Here is a 15,668-nt window from a genome sequence, read left to right on the forward strand (position 1 = left end):
TGATTACGCTTACTTTTTTACAACATTAAAAACTCATTAATAGAAAATTAAGTTAAGTCTAACTGCCAAAAAAGAGCGTGAAGCAATCACAAAAACATACTCGTTGCCGGCGAAGCTCGATTTTTGAGACTCGCTACTTCTTCCTTTTTAGTGGCGTTTCTAGAACGCTCCTTGCGCTGAATGCTTTTTTGCCCAAGCTTGCTGCACTATTCGCCATTTTCACCGTTATGGTGTAATACACGTCGTTAATTTGGGTTTTCACAATGTCGTTACTGGTGGCGCCAGCCATAGGTTGTGCTACCTCTTCACATCCAGACATCGTGCACTGGGTATTTTGAAACGCCTGAGGCGGTTCGTTTGAGGCAACCACTTCTCTGGCTAACTGTGGCTTTTTTTCAACATTTGTTTTCACAATTTCTAGGTGCGAAAAGTTTTGTTTTTCGGCAATCTCTGCGGCGCGATGAAGCGCATACTGTTGAACTAGGTCGGCAGGGGTTTTGTCGGTGGCTTTAAATAAAACAACATAGTCTGATTCAGATACTTTTTTGCTTGAATAGCCATAACTCGATTTTACTGTAGCTGCTTTATAGGGCGTTGGAGCTGCAATGGGAGCAGAGGCGCAACCTGATAAGGCGTTTAGCAATAGAAATGTTGTACTAAGAATTAGACTAGTTTTGTAAAGTTGTGATACGCGCGAGGTTTTGTTCATTGTTATTCTCTTTCATTGGTTAGTCAGCGAAACAGGCTAAAAAGCCCAGTTTTAGCAATTGATGTTAAAGCAGTTTTACGTTGTTGAGTCACATTCGGACTTGTTGCACCTTTAAAAGCACCGACAGTTACAATAGCGGCCAAAACACTTGGTTCTCCCATTAACTCAGCGCACTGTGACTGCGCTTTTTCTACAGCCATATTGGCTTTTAGTCTCTGCACAGCATAGTTTTGCTTATGTGCTTCGATATTCTTTAACTCTGTTTTTAGAAGTAGATTAAACATGATGGTATGTAGATACCTTATGGTTTTTGGTGTGAGCTCGTATTGTCTTGGGTAAGCACTGTGCTAGCTGTATTTATAAGCGAATCAAAACTGGTATGTTTGAGTGCCGTTTTTGCCAATTTAAAACACATGAATGTTACAAGGGTGTTGATGGTGAAAAGTATGGACAGTATAAAAATAAGACTTAGACCATAATCATATAACACAGCACCTAAAATGGCATTTAGTAATAACCAACATATAGCACTAATTGCCAGTGTGGCGAGCGAAGCAAAAACGGTGACGAATACCGATTTCTTTACCAACATTAGTTCACTGTTTAATAGCGAAAAAAAAGATGCACCTTGATGTACTTTTTCCGCGTAAGCGCTTTTCACGTCGTCAGCCGCTTGTTGCATTTTATCTGTCGTAGACTGTACGACATCCACCTCTTCATTAAGCACTTTATTTGCATGAGCCTTGTATTGCTGCGTGCTAAAAAAAGCTTGCTCCCTTGGAGGAGTAAGCTGGAATGGGTTATCGAGGCTCAGCGAGAACTGAGCACTCTTGAAGTCGGGGGCGTACATGCCTATTTAGCTTTTCTCAATAATGAGGTAATTAGCATGCCGGCAGCAAACGCGATACCCGCGGTGGTTACCGGGTTTTCAACTGCAAAGGCTCGCACTTTAGATTCCTGCCATTTTTGCTCGGCAAGCTTTTTGCGCGCTGCCATATTTTGTGCAGAAGATGTCGCTGTTTGACGGATGTTCTCTTCTGCAACACCCGCAGTATCAGCAAGCTTATCGATTGACGCGTGCAATGATGCTTTCATTTGATCTGTCATAGGGTGTGACGGCTCGCTTGCCGGTTTCGCGCCATTTGACTTTTTAGCCTGAGAATTTGATGACGACTGTGTAGCCATAATGCTCTCCTTACAATTTATGGGTTCACCATAAGAGTTGCAACGAGTATACCATTGGCGGAAATACTTATTAGTCACTGAAAAATATGATTATTTTTTGTTATTTTGAGCTGGGATGATGCCGCTTTAAGATATAAAGTTCACAGCATCATGTAATATTTTCATCAGCTTAAAATATTAGCTTAACGAGGGTGAACGCCTAATCTATTACTGATTCAAGATCGTCTTTTGTCACTGGTTTCAGGAGCGCATTATCAATGCCTATCTCAGACATCATCTGCGAGTCTGCCTCGTGACCACTCACTATAGTGATTCGTGCCGATGGTTGGGCAGCCTTTAGCTCTTTTGCAAGCTCATAACCATTGTAGTCGGGCAAGGTTAAATCCATTAGAACGTGATCAAACCGTTTATCTGATGCAGCATGAAGTGCGTCCGAACCGCTGGTTTCAACGGTAACGGTATGCCCTAAATGGGAAATAAATAACTGCAATAACTCTGCTGCATCGCTGTCATCTTCAATGACAAGAACGTGTTTTCCATTATTCGAGGTTTCTGCCAGACGTTCATTAACTTCTGCGCGGGTAGTCTCTGATGGCAAGGTAGTGTGAATTTCTGCAGTTTTAGTCGACTTATCGTTCTGAAAATCGCTAGATAAACTACTAGGCAGGTATTTGCCAAGTAATGAAGTAAGCGCAAACCTATCTATTGGCTTGCCGATAACGTCGTTAAACCCTTCTTGAATTAGTGATTCTCTTAATCCCTTTCTACTCGCTGCTGTAACGGCAATAACTGGGATTTGTTGCCCGTGGCGACGCATGGCATGAAGCGCTTCAATACCATTCATTACTGGCATGTGAATGTCCATTAGAACAAGGTTAAACGGTTGATTTTGCTCTTCTGCCAGTAGTACCGCTTCAAGGGCTTTAACACCATTTTCAGCGTAGCTAATTTCTGCCTGTGATTGTCCAACAATATGGCCTGTGAGCCTTCTTATTTCCTTTAAATCGTCAACAACTAAAACCTTGCCAGTTACGCTGAAGTTAATGGACGTTGACTGTGCTTGTTGAACTTGCCCAAGCTGCAATTCGGTTTTTGGTTGCTCTTCAACATCGCCCGGATTTATATCGAAGGAGAAGGTGCTTCCTTCTCCTAGCCTCGAAGATACGCTGATGTCGCCACCTAACTTTTGAACTAGCTCTTTACAAATGGCAAGCCCTAACCCCGCACCGCCGTGATTTGCACGCATTACATCTTCAATTTGTTCAAACGGTTGGAAGATATTGGCAAGCTTATTTGGTGGCATACCCACGCCGGTGTCGCTCACATGAAAACGCAGTTGGGCGGGCTTATTATCAATTCTATTCGCTTCAACAAATTCAATCGAAAGGGTAATGCTGCCTTTATCGGTAAACTTCACTGCATTAGAAATAAGGTTTAACAGTACTTGGCGTAGGCGAGTAGGATCGGTATCAATAAACTCTGGAATTGGCGTAGCTGCGACAATATCTAAACTTAGCCCCTTGTCTTTAGCGCTTAAACGCATAAGCGAGTGAATGTCTGTTAAAAAGGCGCAAACATTTACTGCTTTTATATTTAGGTCTAGCTTGTCAGCCATGATACGTGACATATCAAGCAAATCGTTTAGCAAGCTAAGTAGGTGGCGGCCATTTGACTGAATAATGGAAAGCTCTTGTTTAAAGTTACTGTTTCTAACATCGTCAATTAACAGCTCGGTATAGCCAAGGATAGAGGTTAGCGGCGTGCGTAACTCATGCCCTAGGTGTGCTAGAAACTTGTCTTTTGCTTTGTTTTTTTGCTCTATTTTATCGCGCTCTAAGCGTTCGTTTTCAATATCGCGTCGCACCATGGCATAGCGAATAGTGCGCATAAAGCGTGGTGTTTCTATTTCTGACTTCTGTAAATAGTCTGCCGCGCCAGCACGCATAACCATTTCATCTACAGTAACGTCTGACTGGCCCGTTAAAATAACAACGGGCAGATTGAACTGGTTAGCTTTTAAATTTGCCATAACGTCTATGGCATTTTCAGCACCCAATAGGTAATCAAGTAGACATAAATCGAAGCTGTGTTTTTTGAGTTTTGCTATTGCGTCTTCACTGTTTGTTACCCACGTCAAATTAAACGAAGGTGAGTCGCACTGTGCAAGATAATCCGATGTTAAGAAGTAGTCATCCTCATCATCTTCAATAAGCAATACGTTAATTACATCAGCCATTATTTATCCTAACTTTGATTTACTGCAGTCATCTTTTACTGGTTACTCGTGCGGTAACTCGACGAACTCAATCCAATAACGGCCAAGTGCGCGCATAAGCTCAACCAAACCTTCGAAGTTCACTGGCTTGGTGATGTAAGACGCGCAACCCAAATCGTATCCGCGAAGCATGTCTTCTTCTTCTTTAGATGTAGTAAGAATAACAACGGGAATACTGCGCAGTTTAGGGTCGTTTTTAAGTTCCTGTAGCGCTTCTCTGCCGTCTTTTCTTGGCATATTGAGATCGAGCAATATAAGGCTAGGTCTTGGCGCCGACTCCGGATCAGAATATTTGCCCTCGTGACGAAGAAACTCTAAAAGCTCAACGCCATCTTCAACACAGAAAAGGTTATTTAGTACGCGACTCTCTTTAAGCGCGTCGACGGTGAGTAAACGATCATCTTCGTCATCATCTGCCATCAAAATATTAATCGGATGGGTTTGTTTACGCGTCATGCTATGAATCTCCGTTATTGTTGTAGCCAAAAGGCTCACTATTATTCGGTATAAGAATAGTAAAAGTAGCACCCTCGCCAGGCGAGCTGTGCGCACTAATTTGTCCGTTGTGTCTTTCAATAATTCTGCGAACCACCGCAAGTCCTATGCCCGTACCTTTATACTCACTGCGCCCATGAAGGCGCTGAAACGGGGCAAAAATCTTTTCGGCAAATGACTGCTCAAACCCTATACCGTTGTCTTTTATTGAAATCTTTGACCATGTGTACTCATCAGACTGAGTAATATCTTGAAGTTCGCTTTCATTAGGCACATCAAAAAGTACATCGATATGAGGAGTTACACCGTCGGCCTGAAATTTTAATGCGTTGGATAATAGATTCAAAAACACCTGTTCCAATTGCGATTTATCGCCGCGAATAGTGGGCATGGTATCGGTGTTTATCGTTGCTGATTTCTCATCAATGGCAATCTCAAGGTCATCTAAAACGCTGGCAAGTGCGGAATTTAAATCGACATCGGCAAACTCTTTTCCGCGGGTTGAAACACGTGAAAAGGCTAAAAGGTCAGAAATAAGCATAGACATTCGTTCAGCTGCATTTAGCATTCGACCAAGGAAGTCTTTACCTCGCTCATCGATTACATCACCATAACCTGATTCTAAACGATTGCCGAAGGCTCGAATTTTTCGTAAAGGCTCTTGCAAGTCATGAGAAGCAACAAACGCAAAGTCTTCAAGTTCTCTATTACTTCGTGCAAGTTCGTCAGAATAAACGCTAAGCTCTTGGGTACGTTCTGCTATTTTAGATTCAAGGTCTTCGTTTATTTTTTCTAAGTCTTCCTGATACTTTTCGTGTTCACGAGAGTTGATTTTTAATAACAGAAAAACGGCAATGACAAGGAATAGGGTAGTTGCGGATGAAATAATAAGTGTATTTACAGAATCTCGCCTTAGCTTCATAAGGTTTGCTAAGTGCGTACCCTGCATATCACGTTCAGAGTCATCGATTTTTCTGAAAGTGCTCTCGAACTGCTTATATAAAGATAAACCTTCATCGCTGTTTACAAGGTCAATAGCACCTTGAATATCGTCGGACTTCGTTAACTCAACCGCTTCAATCATTTCATTGATTTTACGTTTAGTAAGCGATAGCAAATTGGTTATACGTTGCTTTTGATTTTCGATGTCAGAAGAATAAGAGCTTACCTCAACCTCTTCCATTAGTTCGGTGAGGTTGCCTAACGTTTCTTCGTAATCTGCGAGATAATCTGTATTGTTAGTTAGCATATAGCCGCGTTGCCCCGACTCAACACGGAGTACCGCTACGTGAAGTCGATTAACGGCATTAATCACGCGATTGGTAGTAAACAATCTTGCTTCCAGTGCTGACAAATCATTCAGCGTGTTCACAACATAGAAAGAATTAGCAGTAATAACGCTAATAACGACAATGACGATAATTATCCAACTGTAAATTGAAGACAGCACTCTATTTATCATGTGGTGACGCCAAGGTGTCTTGACGCATTGCTGCCGTCATTTCAGTCAGTTTTGCACTGCAATCTTTTGCACTAGTAATTATCTTGTCTAAAGCCTGTAGCGCTTTGTCTGCTGGTACGTCGCCATTTAGGGCCATTTTTACCAGCTCTGCCTGCATAGAAATTCTGTTAAGCGGTTTTCTGGCGTCATGCACGAAAACGTGTAGTTGCGCCAGTTCATCATCAGTCATTTCATTCACCTTCCGCACTAATCGTCTTTGCTTAAATCGCCATATGCATGAAGGCGGTTATAAAGTGTTTTCGTACTAATACCCAGCATGTCAGCAGCCATTGTTTTGTTGCCATTCACTTTTTCTAATGTTGCGTAGATAAGCTCTTTCTCGACATCTTCTATGGTGCGACCAGCTTGAAGAGCAGGGGTTGTGCTTTGTTTTTGAGCAAAAGGCGATTCGATGGTTTTTGGTAGTTCCAACGTCGCGCCGTTTGGGTCGCTCATAATTGCTGCGCGATGAACAAAATGCCTTAGTTCACGCACGTTGCCCGGCCAGTCATAGGCTTGTAGGGTACTAAGCTGTGCTTCTTCCCATTTGAACGAGGCACCATTATCTTTATTAAACTCTTCTATAAAGGTTTTTGCTAAAAGAGGAATGTCTTCTTTGCGTTCACGAAGTGGCGGTATAGTGATAGGGAATACCGCCAATCTGAAGTAGATGTCTTCGCGCAGCACTTTGCTTTGCGCTATTTCTTCCATTGTTCTGTTAGTGGCCGATACCACTCGACAATTTACTGGGATAGTTTTTGTACCCCCCACGCGTATAACCACCTTGTTTTCAAGAACGCGCAGTAAATTGGGCTGCATATCAATGGGCATTTCAGTAATTTCATCTAGAAATAGCGTGCCACCCTCGGCCTGTTCAAACACACCTTCTTTCTTGCCAACAGCACCTGTGAAGGCGCCTTTTTCATGACCAAATAATTCACTACCAATAAGCTCTTTAGAAAACGCGCCGCAGTTAGTTGCAATGTAGGGTCCTTCACTTTCAGAAGCGCGGTGTATCGCAGCAGCAACCACTTCTTTACCTACGCCACTTTCACCAAGAAGCATAACGTTGGCACTGGTTTTACTTACTCTGGAGATCAGTTTATACAGCTCTTTCATCGCAGGAGATTCGCCTATGAGTAAATCAAAGTGCTTGGTTATTTTGTCTTCGTCAGTCTTAGGCTTTTTCTTTTTACTTAATACTGCTTCAATTTCTTCGCGCTGGATTGGCTTAACGAGGTAATCGATATTAGGGCCACACAGGCCTTTAATAACCTCTTTAACTGATGGATGACCAGTAATGAGTGTAACGCGAGGTTGTTTTGGCAACGCATCTAGTTCGTTAAATAAGTGTGCCCCGCTGCCGTCTGGTAGCATAAAGTCAAGAAGAACGTGGTCGAACGTTTCTTTGGTTAACCAATCACGGGCCTCTTCAAGCGTGGCTGCAGTAAGTACTTCGTGGCCTAAAAATTCAATAATGGTACAGGCAACGTCGGTAAACTCTGTGTCGTCGTCTACAAGTAAGATAGTAAGCACTGATATCCCTCTCTCTTTTAACGCCAAATTTCACAGCATGTTGTTTATTGTTGGTGTTACTCATGTCGCTGTGAAATAACAATTCAAATCAAATATATATATTAATCATACGCTATAGAGAAGCAGTTGTAGACATCAACGGTGGTTTTGCGCTAGCAACGTGCTTTTACATATTCGGAATGCGAGAAATGCATTGCGTACTTTAATGAAAATGGCGTTGAAATTTGTCTATTCGTTGATGTTTATTAGCAAAAGTTATTCCCTTTATTACAGACTAATTGGAATAAAGGTATGGCATATTTTTCGCACAATTTGTATGTATTCATAATGCTCAAACACGTTTTATCAGCACTTTTCTTTTCAAAAAAGTTGATTGTTTAGTAAACGTTTTACACAGCGTTCGCGGAGCGATTCGCTTCAAAGGATTTGATAATGTTTGTAAGAACCATTGAAAGATCAATGACATTAAGCGAGCTTCTTGAAAAATGGCGGCCCGGTAGAAAACAAGGCGTGCTCGTTTTTTCAACGCTTTGGAAAAGTATGGAAAAACGTGGTTTTGGACCTATGCTTGCACTACCTGCATTCTGGGCATGCACACCCGTCGGCGCCATTCCAGGAGTACCATCGATTGCGGGTGTGACAATATTACTCATTACTCTGCAAATTTTACTTGGTCGTCGTCATCCGTGGCTGCCATCAAAGATAATGGCACTTGAATGCGATGCAAATCAGATAAATACAGTTGTGGCTAAAATGAAGCCGTACGCACAACGCGTTGATAAGTTATTGGTCCCGCGTTGCTTTTTCATGCGAGAACCCGTATTTCGATCTCTTATTGCGCTTTGCTGTGCCGGCTGTGGTTTAATTATGATACCGCTAGAGCTTATCCCGTTTATGGGGTTAATACCGGCCTTTGCTGTTTTGATAATGGCTGTAGGTATGGCAACTGACGATGGCGCTGTGGCCTTAATTGGCGTTTCGATATCACTTTTGGGCTTTCTTTTGGCGTTTGATCAGATTTCAAAAGCATTGGGATAATTTGGAAAATTCCTACATCGATTGACAGCTTTCCATTAGTAAATCTGATGTAGGTAATTGCATAGATTGATAACGTAACTCACCCATAAAAGCACGAGCTGCTGGACCTAGCGTGTCACCATCGTCGAAAGACAGATAAAGTAGCGCTTTACGTAACGCAGCATTATTGTCTAATGGAAGAGGGACCAAAGTACCATCTTCAATGTAGTCTTTTGTAATAGCAATGGGAAGCCACGCAAACCCCAAACCCTGGTTAATAATATCTAACGATGTTCTAACATGGCTTACAGTCCACCGCTGTTCTGCGCCAAGCCAGCCAACATCTACCTTACGTTCGGCGGAAGAGTCGCGCACTACAATTTGGCGATGTGATTTTAAATCTTCTAGTGTGAGCGTTCTTCCCAATTGGTGAAGAGGGTGGTCTTTGTGTGCTACCGCAACGAACTCGATTTCACATAAGTCTTCGCTGAAGCCTGTGGGGAAAACGAAAGGGGAAATCGCCAAGTCTACTTTACCGTTATTGAGCAGCGCATTAGCACCACTAAGTACTGTTTCTTCAATTTCTATTCGTAGTAAGGGGAATTCGGCTGAGACTTTGGATAATACGTTATATAACAATGCTGACGGGAAAATAATATCTACCGCAATTCTTAGGGTGGTTTCCGTTCCGGTCTGCAGGCTATTTGCTACAGCTTCTAGCTTTTCCGCTTCGTTTAAAAGAAACGAAGCCCTGCGATACATTAATTCACCTTGCGGCGATAGCTTTACCTTGCGCCCTTCATTTTCAAAAAGTACAACACCAATCGCGTTTTCGAGTTTTTGAACAGCATGATGCACACTCGATTGGCTTTTATGTACTTCTGTTGCAGCTTGGTTGAACCCGCCGGCGTCAACTACAGCTTTAAACATGCGCCATTGTTCTAATGTGGATTTTAGCATTGTAATTCTTCTTGTTACGATTTTAAGGTGTTATATCACATGCCTCGCGCAAGTGTCATTGAGCATTGGCGTCCTTAATGGTTTGAACGGAACAAGTGATAACAGAGACATTTTCGTAACCCATAAGCAACAGTTGTTCTGCCCCTAGTTTTGCACGCATACCTGATGCACAGAACAAGTAAAGTGGCGTTGCAGCATCCTTAACAAGAGCAAGCACTTTCATCTCAAGCACGCCTCTAGGAATAACAACGGCACCATTTACTGACATGCTGTCAACTTCTTCACTTTCTCGGACATCTATCACAATGCCATGGTTGCTTTCTAATTCTGAGCGCGCTTGCGCAGCGGTAACAGTACGAATGTTGAAGGCAATGTTGTTTATGCGCGTGGTTAAATCGATGAGCATACATCCTCCAAGATCAAAATTACCGAAAAATAAGCTTGTCCTAATGTATATGCGTGATTTGTGGCATGCAAGGCTCCGCGAATTTTTCTCATCGCAAATAATGGCAATTTACAGATTTGAGTTATACTTTAGTATAATAACGCGATACATTTGTACCGTGAATTTTTTCTTTAAGAGAGGGCTTATGTCCGAAGATGCCGTAACGAAATCAGAAGATATGGTGCAATACGCTGTGGAAGCGGAGTTGTTTCTAAAGCAGTTTGCAAATAAAACACGTCTTATGATTCTGTGTTCATTGCTTGATGAAGAAAAGTCGGTAACTGAACTATTAGATGGTGTTAATGTTTCTCAGCCCGTTATGTCGCAACATTTAGCGTTATTACGAGAGGCTAAAATGGTGGCAACTCGCCGTGAAGGGCAGACTATCTATTATCGATTGTCCGATGAGCGCGTGCAGCGATTAATTGCGTTAATGAACGAATTTTTCTGCAACTGAAAATAAATAGCCAACGGAGGCAAACGTGAGGTGTGATACCTAGTTGTGCCTTCGCTGGGATTTTTTCTGTTCACTGCATTAGGCAGTATAAATCTTTGCTTTGTTGTTGCCGGTTCTACCAGGCAATATATACTAGACAGCTTTCACTAAACAATCATACTGACACAGCATTAGATACTAAATTTCAGATAGTAGTTTTTCTACATATCCAGTTTCAGACAACCTGTCTGTATCTACTTCAGGCCGCTCTAACAATGCGTTATCAGGCATTCCTACTTTAACACTGTGCGCCGCCCAGTCGATTTCTTGAATGTCGGTAGGTAATAGCGCCAAATGCTTTCCACCCGGTAGCCAATTATTAGTATCGACAATAAGCAATACAATGCTCCAAGTATTGGTGTTGATAACGAAGTCGCTAATATGGCCCACATTTTCGTTTGATGTACTTACTTCGTAGCCGCTAACTTCATCGCAGGCTCGAAGGTGATTTTCCTTTTTCTCTCTGGTGTTATTGTCTTCTTCTTCACGCTGTAACTCTACAAGCTCATTGGGGTGCGCAAATTCGCCCCATGCACCAGGACCAATCCAGTAATAGCCGTATCCAAAATACTTAAAGAGGTTTTCTTCATACTCTCGTGAAACAGGCTTATGTTCGTCGATAGAGGGGCTATTTTTCAGTGTATCAACGGTCATATTGATATTTACGTGACCATCGTCGCAATCGAGTTGAGTGACAGATATAGGGGAGATAACAACCTTTCGGCTGAGTGGAAGCCACGTATTTGTGTCTGCTACCAAATATCTTACTACATGTGTTTCGTCGTCAAAAAGTATATCTCGTATACCGCCAACTTTATCATCGGTTGCGTGTATAGAGTAATGCATGAGCTTGTTTGCACTAATAAACATAGTCTCGCCTCCTTTGCATGGCTTTGAACGCGCTTGTTTTACATTGCGGTACAAGCCGAAAAATAAATGCACTTAGCTAAGTGTAGACATTCCCTCAACTTTCTTCATTTTGTTCTACCATGTTCTTGATTCAGATCATTCTTTTTAAACAAAAAAGCTCGCAAGTTTGCGAGCTTTAATAATTTTTGCATGGGCTTAAAACGCTGTTTTAGGCCACATCAAATGTTTCTTCAGTGTAGTCATCATCATAATCAGACTGATTACTCGCACTACTATGAAGCGTGTAAAAATGCTTTTTACCTCGTGCTAAGCGAACGTATTTTGCCCACGCTTTTTCAACATTGTTGACTGCGTCAGCTTGTCCATTAACAAACTCAACAAAATGCTGTTCATCTTCACTTTCTGGCGCAAGCTCTCCGCTCTCTAGTGCAAGCAATGTTTTACCAAACTGGGTTAAAAGGTTGGCTTCAGTAATGCTGAAGTCTCCCGATTTTCTAAATCCATAGGGAAATTTTTGACGGTCAATAAATGGCTTTGGTGATAGTCGAATAGCTAAACTTTTCATGGTGTACCCAACATAATTGTCTTGTTCAGCGAACTTTTAAGGCAATTTATAAGAAATTTAAAACAAAAGATTTTTTTCATATCAATAAAAAATTTTTACGCTTAGTTTTCAAGTGCCTAATTATGTTTAACCACATCTCTGTGACGCACTCAGCTTTTAGTTGTTGAAGTCTATGTTGATGTTTTTAATGGCTTTTAAATTTTGTATGAGAAGTTGAGTTTAACCTAGTGCGATGAACGTTGTTGTTTTCAGCCGCGCATCAAATCCAATACACTGAGCGCTTACTAATTCATCAAAAATTCTTGTCGCTACGATGATAAAAATTCGTTTTTCATTTTTTTACTAAGGTCAATAATGAAAAGGTGTTAATAACCAAACAACCAAGAGAAATAGATGAGTAAAGACTATCGTTACCAGCGTGATGAATGGGACTCGGTAGAAGAGGACGAAGGTCACGTTAAAAAGTCCACTGGTAAGCGTCATAACGACGTGAAAACCAAACAAAAGCGTGATATTCAGCGCCGTGAAAAGCAACGAAGGTTGCATCAAGAAGCGTATTAAACCAGCGAGTTGGTGAATTTTTGTTAAAGCGTACCGTTTATCGCGGTGCGCTTCTGTGCTTTTGTGTTTACTTGCCGTATTATCTGTGTCAATTTAGCGTCAACGCAAAACGGTTGTTAAATCAAGCATGGATATACGCTTTCTTACCACCTTTATAGAGGTGGCAAAAACTCGTCATTTTGGTAAAGCCGCAGAGAATCTGTATCTTACCCAGTCGGCCGTTAGTGCCCGCATCAAACTTTTAGAAGAATACTTTCATACCACCTTATTTATAAGGCAACGAAACAGTATTCAGCTTACGCAGTCTGGTGAAAAGCTACTTCCGTACGCAAGACAGCTGTGTGCGACGCTAAATGAGGCGAAACAAGAGCTTCAAATACAATCTTCTGAATATGTTGTTTGTGGCGCTACACAACTTGCTAGTGAAATGCTTCTGCCTAAAACGCTGAGTCATTTACACAACACATACCCCGATTGGTCGGTCAAAGCAGAGGTGTTAACGCTTGACTCTTTATCAAGACAACTGCATGAGCGCGTGACAGACATTGCGTTTTCAACCGAGCCACTCAAGTCAGAAGAAGTTAACAGTGAGGTGTTGCTAGAGCGTGATTTAGCATTGTATCGCGTAGGCGAGCAAAAAGACTCGCTGGATGCCGCCGACTTTGTAGCCATAGATTGGGGCGCAAAAGCGCGTGATGTTTTACTTACGTCTTTCCCTCAATTACGAGACGCAAAACTTCGCACCAACTCTCTTACACTTGCATTAAATAACTTGCAAAGTGAAGGGGGTATTGCGGTGCTGCCTACAGATGTAGAAAAGCAATTATCTGCATCGGTATCCATTACACAGATAGCGGCGCTAGATAACGTCTCGCTCAAAGTGTTCATTCACACCATGAAGCAGGTTAGACGGGTAGGCTTGCCTGAAATCATTGCTAGTGTGTCACAAAATAATTAGACCGCGAAGGTTACAGTAAGCAGCTACACTTACTTAATCAAACTTCAACTCAATACGCATTGTGAGAAATTCCTATGTCGGATTTACATCCACTATTAGAAAAAAATGCTGTTCAACGCATGACGTCAAGCTTGGAAACTATTAAGACAGAACAAAAGCTCTTTATTTTAAAAGATGAGCATGGCTGCGTCATGTTAACAACGGACGAAGAAGATGGCGTTCCTGTATGGCCAGATGCATCGCTTGCTCTGCTTTGGGCTACCGAAGATTGGGAACACTGTGAGGCAATGGAAATTTCTACGAAAGACTTCCTTGCGAAATGGGTGCCCGGCATGGCCCAAGATGAATTAATGGTAATAGTATGCCCTGTACCCGGTGAAGACGGAGAAGTGATAACGCCTGAAGAGTTCGCGGAACAGCTGTAGGGTGATCCGGTTAGCGAATGGCGCCTTATCATAAATATCAAAAAGGCGTAAGGTGCTTGAGTGTTCATGCAACAGTGATAGTTCAACGATACGCGTACTTCTGCATTAAAAACACAATATTTATGAGGTAAGTTCAGTTTGTTGCAACCATCTTTGGAGGATTTGTGGTTTGTTCCGCTAGGAGGAACAGGTGAGATAGGGATGAATCTTAATCTCTATGGCCATAATGGAAGCTGGTTAATGGTTGATTGCGGCGTATCTTTCGATGAACCACTCACGCCGCCTTACAAGCAACAGAAAGCTGACAATTCGCTTACCAAGGGGGTTACCCACCGTGTAGTAGCACCCGATCCCTCTTTTATCGCAAATCAAAAAGAAACCCTTGCTGGAATAGTTATTACTCATGCGCATGAAGATCATGTGGGTGCTATTCCGTATTTATGGCAGAGGCTGCAAAAGCCAATTTATACAACGCCTTTTACTGCAGAAGTCTTAAGGCGTAAGCTCTCTCGAAGTAAATTGGCTAATAAAATACCTATTATCGAAGTTGATGCCGGCAGCACCAAACAAATTGGCCCGTTCTCTGTTACATGGCTAGAGATAACGCATTCTTTACCAGAACCGTTTGCCCTTAAGATTAGCACCGAGGCTGGTACGGTTCTGCATACGGCAGATTGGAAAATAGACGCCAATCCAATAACCGGCAAGCCTTTCAATGCAAAGCTATACAAAGCGTTAGCTGAAGAAAATATAATGGCGCTAGTAGGTGATTCTACTAACGCGCCTAAAACGGGTTTCTCGATTTCTGAAAGAAACTGTTATGACGGCCTACTCAGTACGATAAAAGGCCTCAGAGGCCGTGTTGTCGTCGGATGCTTTGGCAGCAACGTTGCACGATTAATTTCAATAGCACGGGTGGCACAAAAGACTAATCGTTATGTAGGTCTTTATGGTCGCTCACTAGTGAACATGTATGCTATTGCTCGCCAGCAGGGTATATGGCCAGATGATCTTCCCATAGCTGACCCAAGCCATTTAGGATATTTACCGCCAAATGAAGTGCTTGCTATTGCAACAGGTAGCCAAGGGGAGCGCAACACGGCACTTTCTCGTTTTGCCAAAGATACGCATCCTCATCTTCAATTAGATAAAGGCGACACCGTACTATTTTCTTCTATTGTGATTCCAGGTAATGAAGTTAGCGTTAAAAAGCTAAGCGACGCCTTAAAAGCGAAAGGCGTTTCTGTTATCCATAGTGAAGACAGTCCGCTGCCCATCCATGCAAGCGGCCACCCTTGTGCCGAAGAATTGAAATTAATGTATCACTGGGTCAAGCCACAAATCGCCATTCCTGTACATGGAGAGCACGAGCATTTGCAGGCTCATGCAGATATTGCCAAAACGTGCGGAGTAAGTAAGCACTATGTTGGTCAGAATGGTGACTTATATCGCATTGCTCCTCAGCCAAGTATTCGTCGCCAGGTAGTGCCCGTAGGTCGTGTGCCAGTACAGCAAGATTAATTGTTGCTAATCAGTTTACTATCCTTGGTGAATTTTTTGGTAATTATATATTATTCATCAATGAGTTATGTGTTGTTCTGTTATGTAAATAAGAATGCCTTCTGCATTGCCCATCTTTAAAACAATCTGGTACACTTGTACGCAAAATA

General features: G+C 42.2%; 19 protein-coding genes. 6 read left to right on the top strand and 13 right to left on the bottom strand.

Features of this window, described 5'->3' with window-relative positions; translation table 11 throughout:
• Positions 1-133: 133 nt before the first annotated feature.
• The 9 genes from V7R35_RS11300 to V7R35_RS11340 form a co-directional block, all read right to left on the bottom strand.
• Positions 134-709: a CC0125/CC1285 family lipoprotein gene (locus tag V7R35_RS11300; RefSeq protein WP_334014937.1), complete on the bottom strand. Its 576-nt coding sequence runs from the start codon at positions 707-709 to the stop codon at positions 134-136.
• 23 nt (positions 710-732) lie between these two features.
• On the bottom strand, positions 733-993 hold the full coding sequence (locus tag V7R35_RS11305; protein WP_334014938.1) for a hypothetical protein: 261 nt from the start codon (positions 991-993) through the stop codon (positions 733-735).
• A 17-nt stretch (positions 994-1,010) separates the two neighbouring features.
• A complete protein-coding gene (locus tag V7R35_RS11310; protein ID WP_334014939.1) occupies positions 1,011-1,559 on the bottom strand; it encodes a hypothetical protein in 549 nt (182 codons plus the stop codon).
• A gap of 2 nt (positions 1,560-1,561) precedes the next feature.
• Entirely contained in the window at positions 1,562-1,894 is a 333-nt protein-coding gene (locus V7R35_RS11315; RefSeq protein WP_334014940.1) for a DUF883 domain-containing protein, read from the bottom strand.
• Between the two features lie 199 nt (positions 1,895-2,093).
• Positions 2,094-4,130, bottom strand: a complete 2,037-nt coding sequence (locus V7R35_RS11320; protein WP_334014941.1) for a response regulator — start codon at positions 4,128-4,130, stop codon at positions 2,094-2,096.
• 42 nt (positions 4,131-4,172) lie between these two features.
• Positions 4,173-4,625 (bottom strand): response regulator, encoded by a 453-nt coding sequence (locus V7R35_RS11325; protein WP_334014942.1) that lies wholly within the window; start codon positions 4,623-4,625, stop codon positions 4,173-4,175.
• A gap of 1 nt (position 4,626) precedes the next feature.
• Positions 4,627-6,126 (bottom strand): sensor histidine kinase, encoded by a 1,500-nt coding sequence (locus tag V7R35_RS11330; protein WP_334014944.1) that lies wholly within the window; start codon positions 6,124-6,126, stop codon positions 4,627-4,629.
• The gene (locus V7R35_RS11335; protein ID WP_334014945.1) at positions 6,116-6,355 is read right to left on the bottom strand and encodes a hypothetical protein; all 240 of its coding nucleotides are present in this window, start codon (positions 6,353-6,355) and stop codon (positions 6,116-6,118) included. The genes V7R35_RS11330 and V7R35_RS11335 overlap by 11 nt, the downstream gene beginning before the upstream one ends.
• A gap of 17 nt (positions 6,356-6,372) precedes the next feature.
• Positions 6,373-7,701, bottom strand: a complete 1,329-nt coding sequence (locus V7R35_RS11340) for a sigma-54-dependent transcriptional regulator (protein WP_334014946.1) — start codon at positions 7,699-7,701, stop codon at positions 6,373-6,375.
• 432 nt (positions 7,702-8,133) lie between these two features.
• Here V7R35_RS11340 and V7R35_RS11345 point away from each other — a divergent pair, with 432 nt between their 5' ends.
• Positions 8,134-8,739: an exopolysaccharide biosynthesis protein gene (locus V7R35_RS11345; protein WP_334014947.1), complete on the top strand. Its 606-nt coding sequence runs from the start codon at positions 8,134-8,136 to the stop codon at positions 8,737-8,739.
• A gap of 12 nt (positions 8,740-8,751) precedes the next feature.
• Here the strand turns inward: V7R35_RS11345 and V7R35_RS11350 are convergent, their stop codons facing one another.
• Together V7R35_RS11350 and V7R35_RS11355 are read right to left on the bottom strand one after the other, a co-directional pair.
• Positions 8,752-9,678 carry a LysR family transcriptional regulator gene (locus V7R35_RS11350; protein WP_334014948.1) on the bottom strand — a complete coding sequence of 309 codons (927 nt, stop codon included), beginning with the start codon at positions 9,676-9,678 and terminating at the stop codon, positions 8,752-8,754.
• 55 nt (positions 9,679-9,733) lie between these two features.
• Positions 9,734-10,084 (bottom strand): rhodanese-like domain-containing protein, encoded by a 351-nt coding sequence (locus V7R35_RS11355; protein ID WP_334014949.1) that lies wholly within the window; start codon positions 10,082-10,084, stop codon positions 9,734-9,736.
• Positions 10,085-10,268: 184 nt separating this feature from the next.
• Here V7R35_RS11355 and V7R35_RS11360 point away from each other — a divergent pair, with 184 nt between their 5' ends.
• Positions 10,269-10,580, top strand: a complete 312-nt coding sequence (locus tag V7R35_RS11360; RefSeq protein WP_334014950.1) for an ArsR/SmtB family transcription factor — start codon at positions 10,269-10,271, stop codon at positions 10,578-10,580.
• A 177-nt stretch (positions 10,581-10,757) separates the two neighbouring features.
• Here the strand turns inward: V7R35_RS11360 and V7R35_RS11365 are convergent, their stop codons facing one another.
• Both V7R35_RS11365 and maoP read right to left on the bottom strand, forming a co-directional pair.
• The gene (locus V7R35_RS11365) at positions 10,758-11,489 is read right to left on the bottom strand and encodes a PRC-barrel domain-containing protein (RefSeq protein ID WP_334014951.1); all 732 of its coding nucleotides are present in this window, start codon (positions 11,487-11,489) and stop codon (positions 10,758-10,760) included.
• Between the two features lie 208 nt (positions 11,490-11,697).
• Positions 11,698-12,054, bottom strand: a complete 357-nt coding sequence (gene maoP, locus V7R35_RS11370) for a DUF413 domain-containing protein (RefSeq protein ID WP_334014952.1) — start codon at positions 12,052-12,054, stop codon at positions 11,698-11,700.
• 393 nt (positions 12,055-12,447) lie between these two features.
• Here maoP and V7R35_RS11375 point away from each other — a divergent pair, with 393 nt between their 5' ends.
• The 4 genes from V7R35_RS11375 (at position 12,448) to V7R35_RS11390 (ending at position 15,519) form a co-directional block, all read left to right on the top strand.
• Entirely contained in the window at positions 12,448-12,615 is a 168-nt protein-coding gene (locus V7R35_RS11375; RefSeq protein WP_334014953.1) for a hypothetical protein, read from the top strand.
• A gap of 127 nt (positions 12,616-12,742) precedes the next feature.
• Positions 12,743-13,573 carry a LysR family transcriptional regulator gene (locus V7R35_RS11380; protein WP_334014954.1) on the top strand — a complete coding sequence of 277 codons (831 nt, stop codon included), beginning with the start codon at positions 12,743-12,745 and terminating at the stop codon, positions 13,571-13,573.
• 74 nt (positions 13,574-13,647) lie between these two features.
• On the top strand, positions 13,648-13,998 hold the full coding sequence (locus V7R35_RS11385; protein WP_334014955.1) for a DUF2750 domain-containing protein: 351 nt from the start codon (positions 13,648-13,650) through the stop codon (positions 13,996-13,998).
• A gap of 138 nt (positions 13,999-14,136) precedes the next feature.
• Entirely contained in the window at positions 14,137-15,519 is a 1,383-nt protein-coding gene (locus tag V7R35_RS11390; RefSeq protein ID WP_334014956.1) for a ribonuclease J, read from the top strand.
• Positions 15,520-15,668: the final 149 nt, after the last annotated feature.

The sequence above is a fragment of the Alteromonas sp. S167 genome (assembly GCF_036864375.1).
Taxonomy (GTDB): Bacteria; Pseudomonadota; Gammaproteobacteria; order Enterobacterales; family Alteromonadaceae; genus Alteromonas.

Excerpts from the sequence above, each read along its gene's own strand:
- V7R35_RS11300 (WP_334014937.1), bottom strand. The coding sequence starts at position 709 with ATGAACAAAACCTCGCGCGTATCACAACTTTACAAAACTAGTCTAATT.
- V7R35_RS11305 (WP_334014938.1), bottom strand. The coding sequence starts at position 993 with ATGTTTAATCTACTTCTAAAAACAGAGTTAAAGAATATCGAAGCACAT.
- V7R35_RS11310 (WP_334014939.1), bottom strand. The coding sequence starts at position 1,559 with ATGTACGCCCCCGACTTCAAGAGTGCTCAGTTCTCGCTGAGCCTCGAT.
- V7R35_RS11315 (WP_334014940.1), bottom strand. The coding sequence starts at position 1,894 with ATGGCTACACAGTCGTCATCAAATTCTCAGGCTAAAAAGTCAAATGGC.
- V7R35_RS11320 (WP_334014941.1), bottom strand. The coding sequence starts at position 4,130 with ATGGCTGATGTAATTAACGTATTGCTTATTGAAGATGATGAGGATGAC.
- V7R35_RS11325 (WP_334014942.1), bottom strand. The coding sequence starts at position 4,625 with ATGACGCGTAAACAAACCCATCCGATTAATATTTTGATGGCAGATGAT.
- V7R35_RS11330 (WP_334014944.1), bottom strand. The coding sequence starts at position 6,126 with ATGATAAATAGAGTGCTGTCTTCAATTTACAGTTGGATAATTATCGTC.
- V7R35_RS11335 (WP_334014945.1), bottom strand. The coding sequence starts at position 6,355 with ATGACTGATGATGAACTGGCGCAACTACACGTTTTCGTGCATGACGCC.
- V7R35_RS11345 (WP_334014947.1), top strand. The coding sequence starts at position 8,134 with ATGTTTGTAAGAACCATTGAAAGATCAATGACATTAAGCGAGCTTCTT.
- V7R35_RS11350 (WP_334014948.1), bottom strand. The coding sequence starts at position 9,678 with ATGCTAAAATCCACATTAGAACAATGGCGCATGTTTAAAGCTGTAGTT.
- V7R35_RS11355 (WP_334014949.1), bottom strand. The coding sequence starts at position 10,084 with ATGCTCATCGATTTAACCACGCGCATAAACAACATTGCCTTCAACATT.
- V7R35_RS11360 (WP_334014950.1), top strand. The coding sequence starts at position 10,269 with ATGTCCGAAGATGCCGTAACGAAATCAGAAGATATGGTGCAATACGCT.
- V7R35_RS11365 (WP_334014951.1), bottom strand. The coding sequence starts at position 11,489 with ATGTTTATTAGTGCAAACAAGCTCATGCATTACTCTATACACGCAACC.
- maoP (WP_334014952.1), bottom strand. The coding sequence starts at position 12,054 with ATGAAAAGTTTAGCTATTCGACTATCACCAAAGCCATTTATTGACCGT.
- V7R35_RS11375 (WP_334014953.1), top strand. The coding sequence starts at position 12,448 with ATGAGTAAAGACTATCGTTACCAGCGTGATGAATGGGACTCGGTAGAA.
- V7R35_RS11380 (WP_334014954.1), top strand. The coding sequence starts at position 12,743 with ATGGATATACGCTTTCTTACCACCTTTATAGAGGTGGCAAAAACTCGT.
- V7R35_RS11385 (WP_334014955.1), top strand. The coding sequence starts at position 13,648 with ATGTCGGATTTACATCCACTATTAGAAAAAAATGCTGTTCAACGCATG.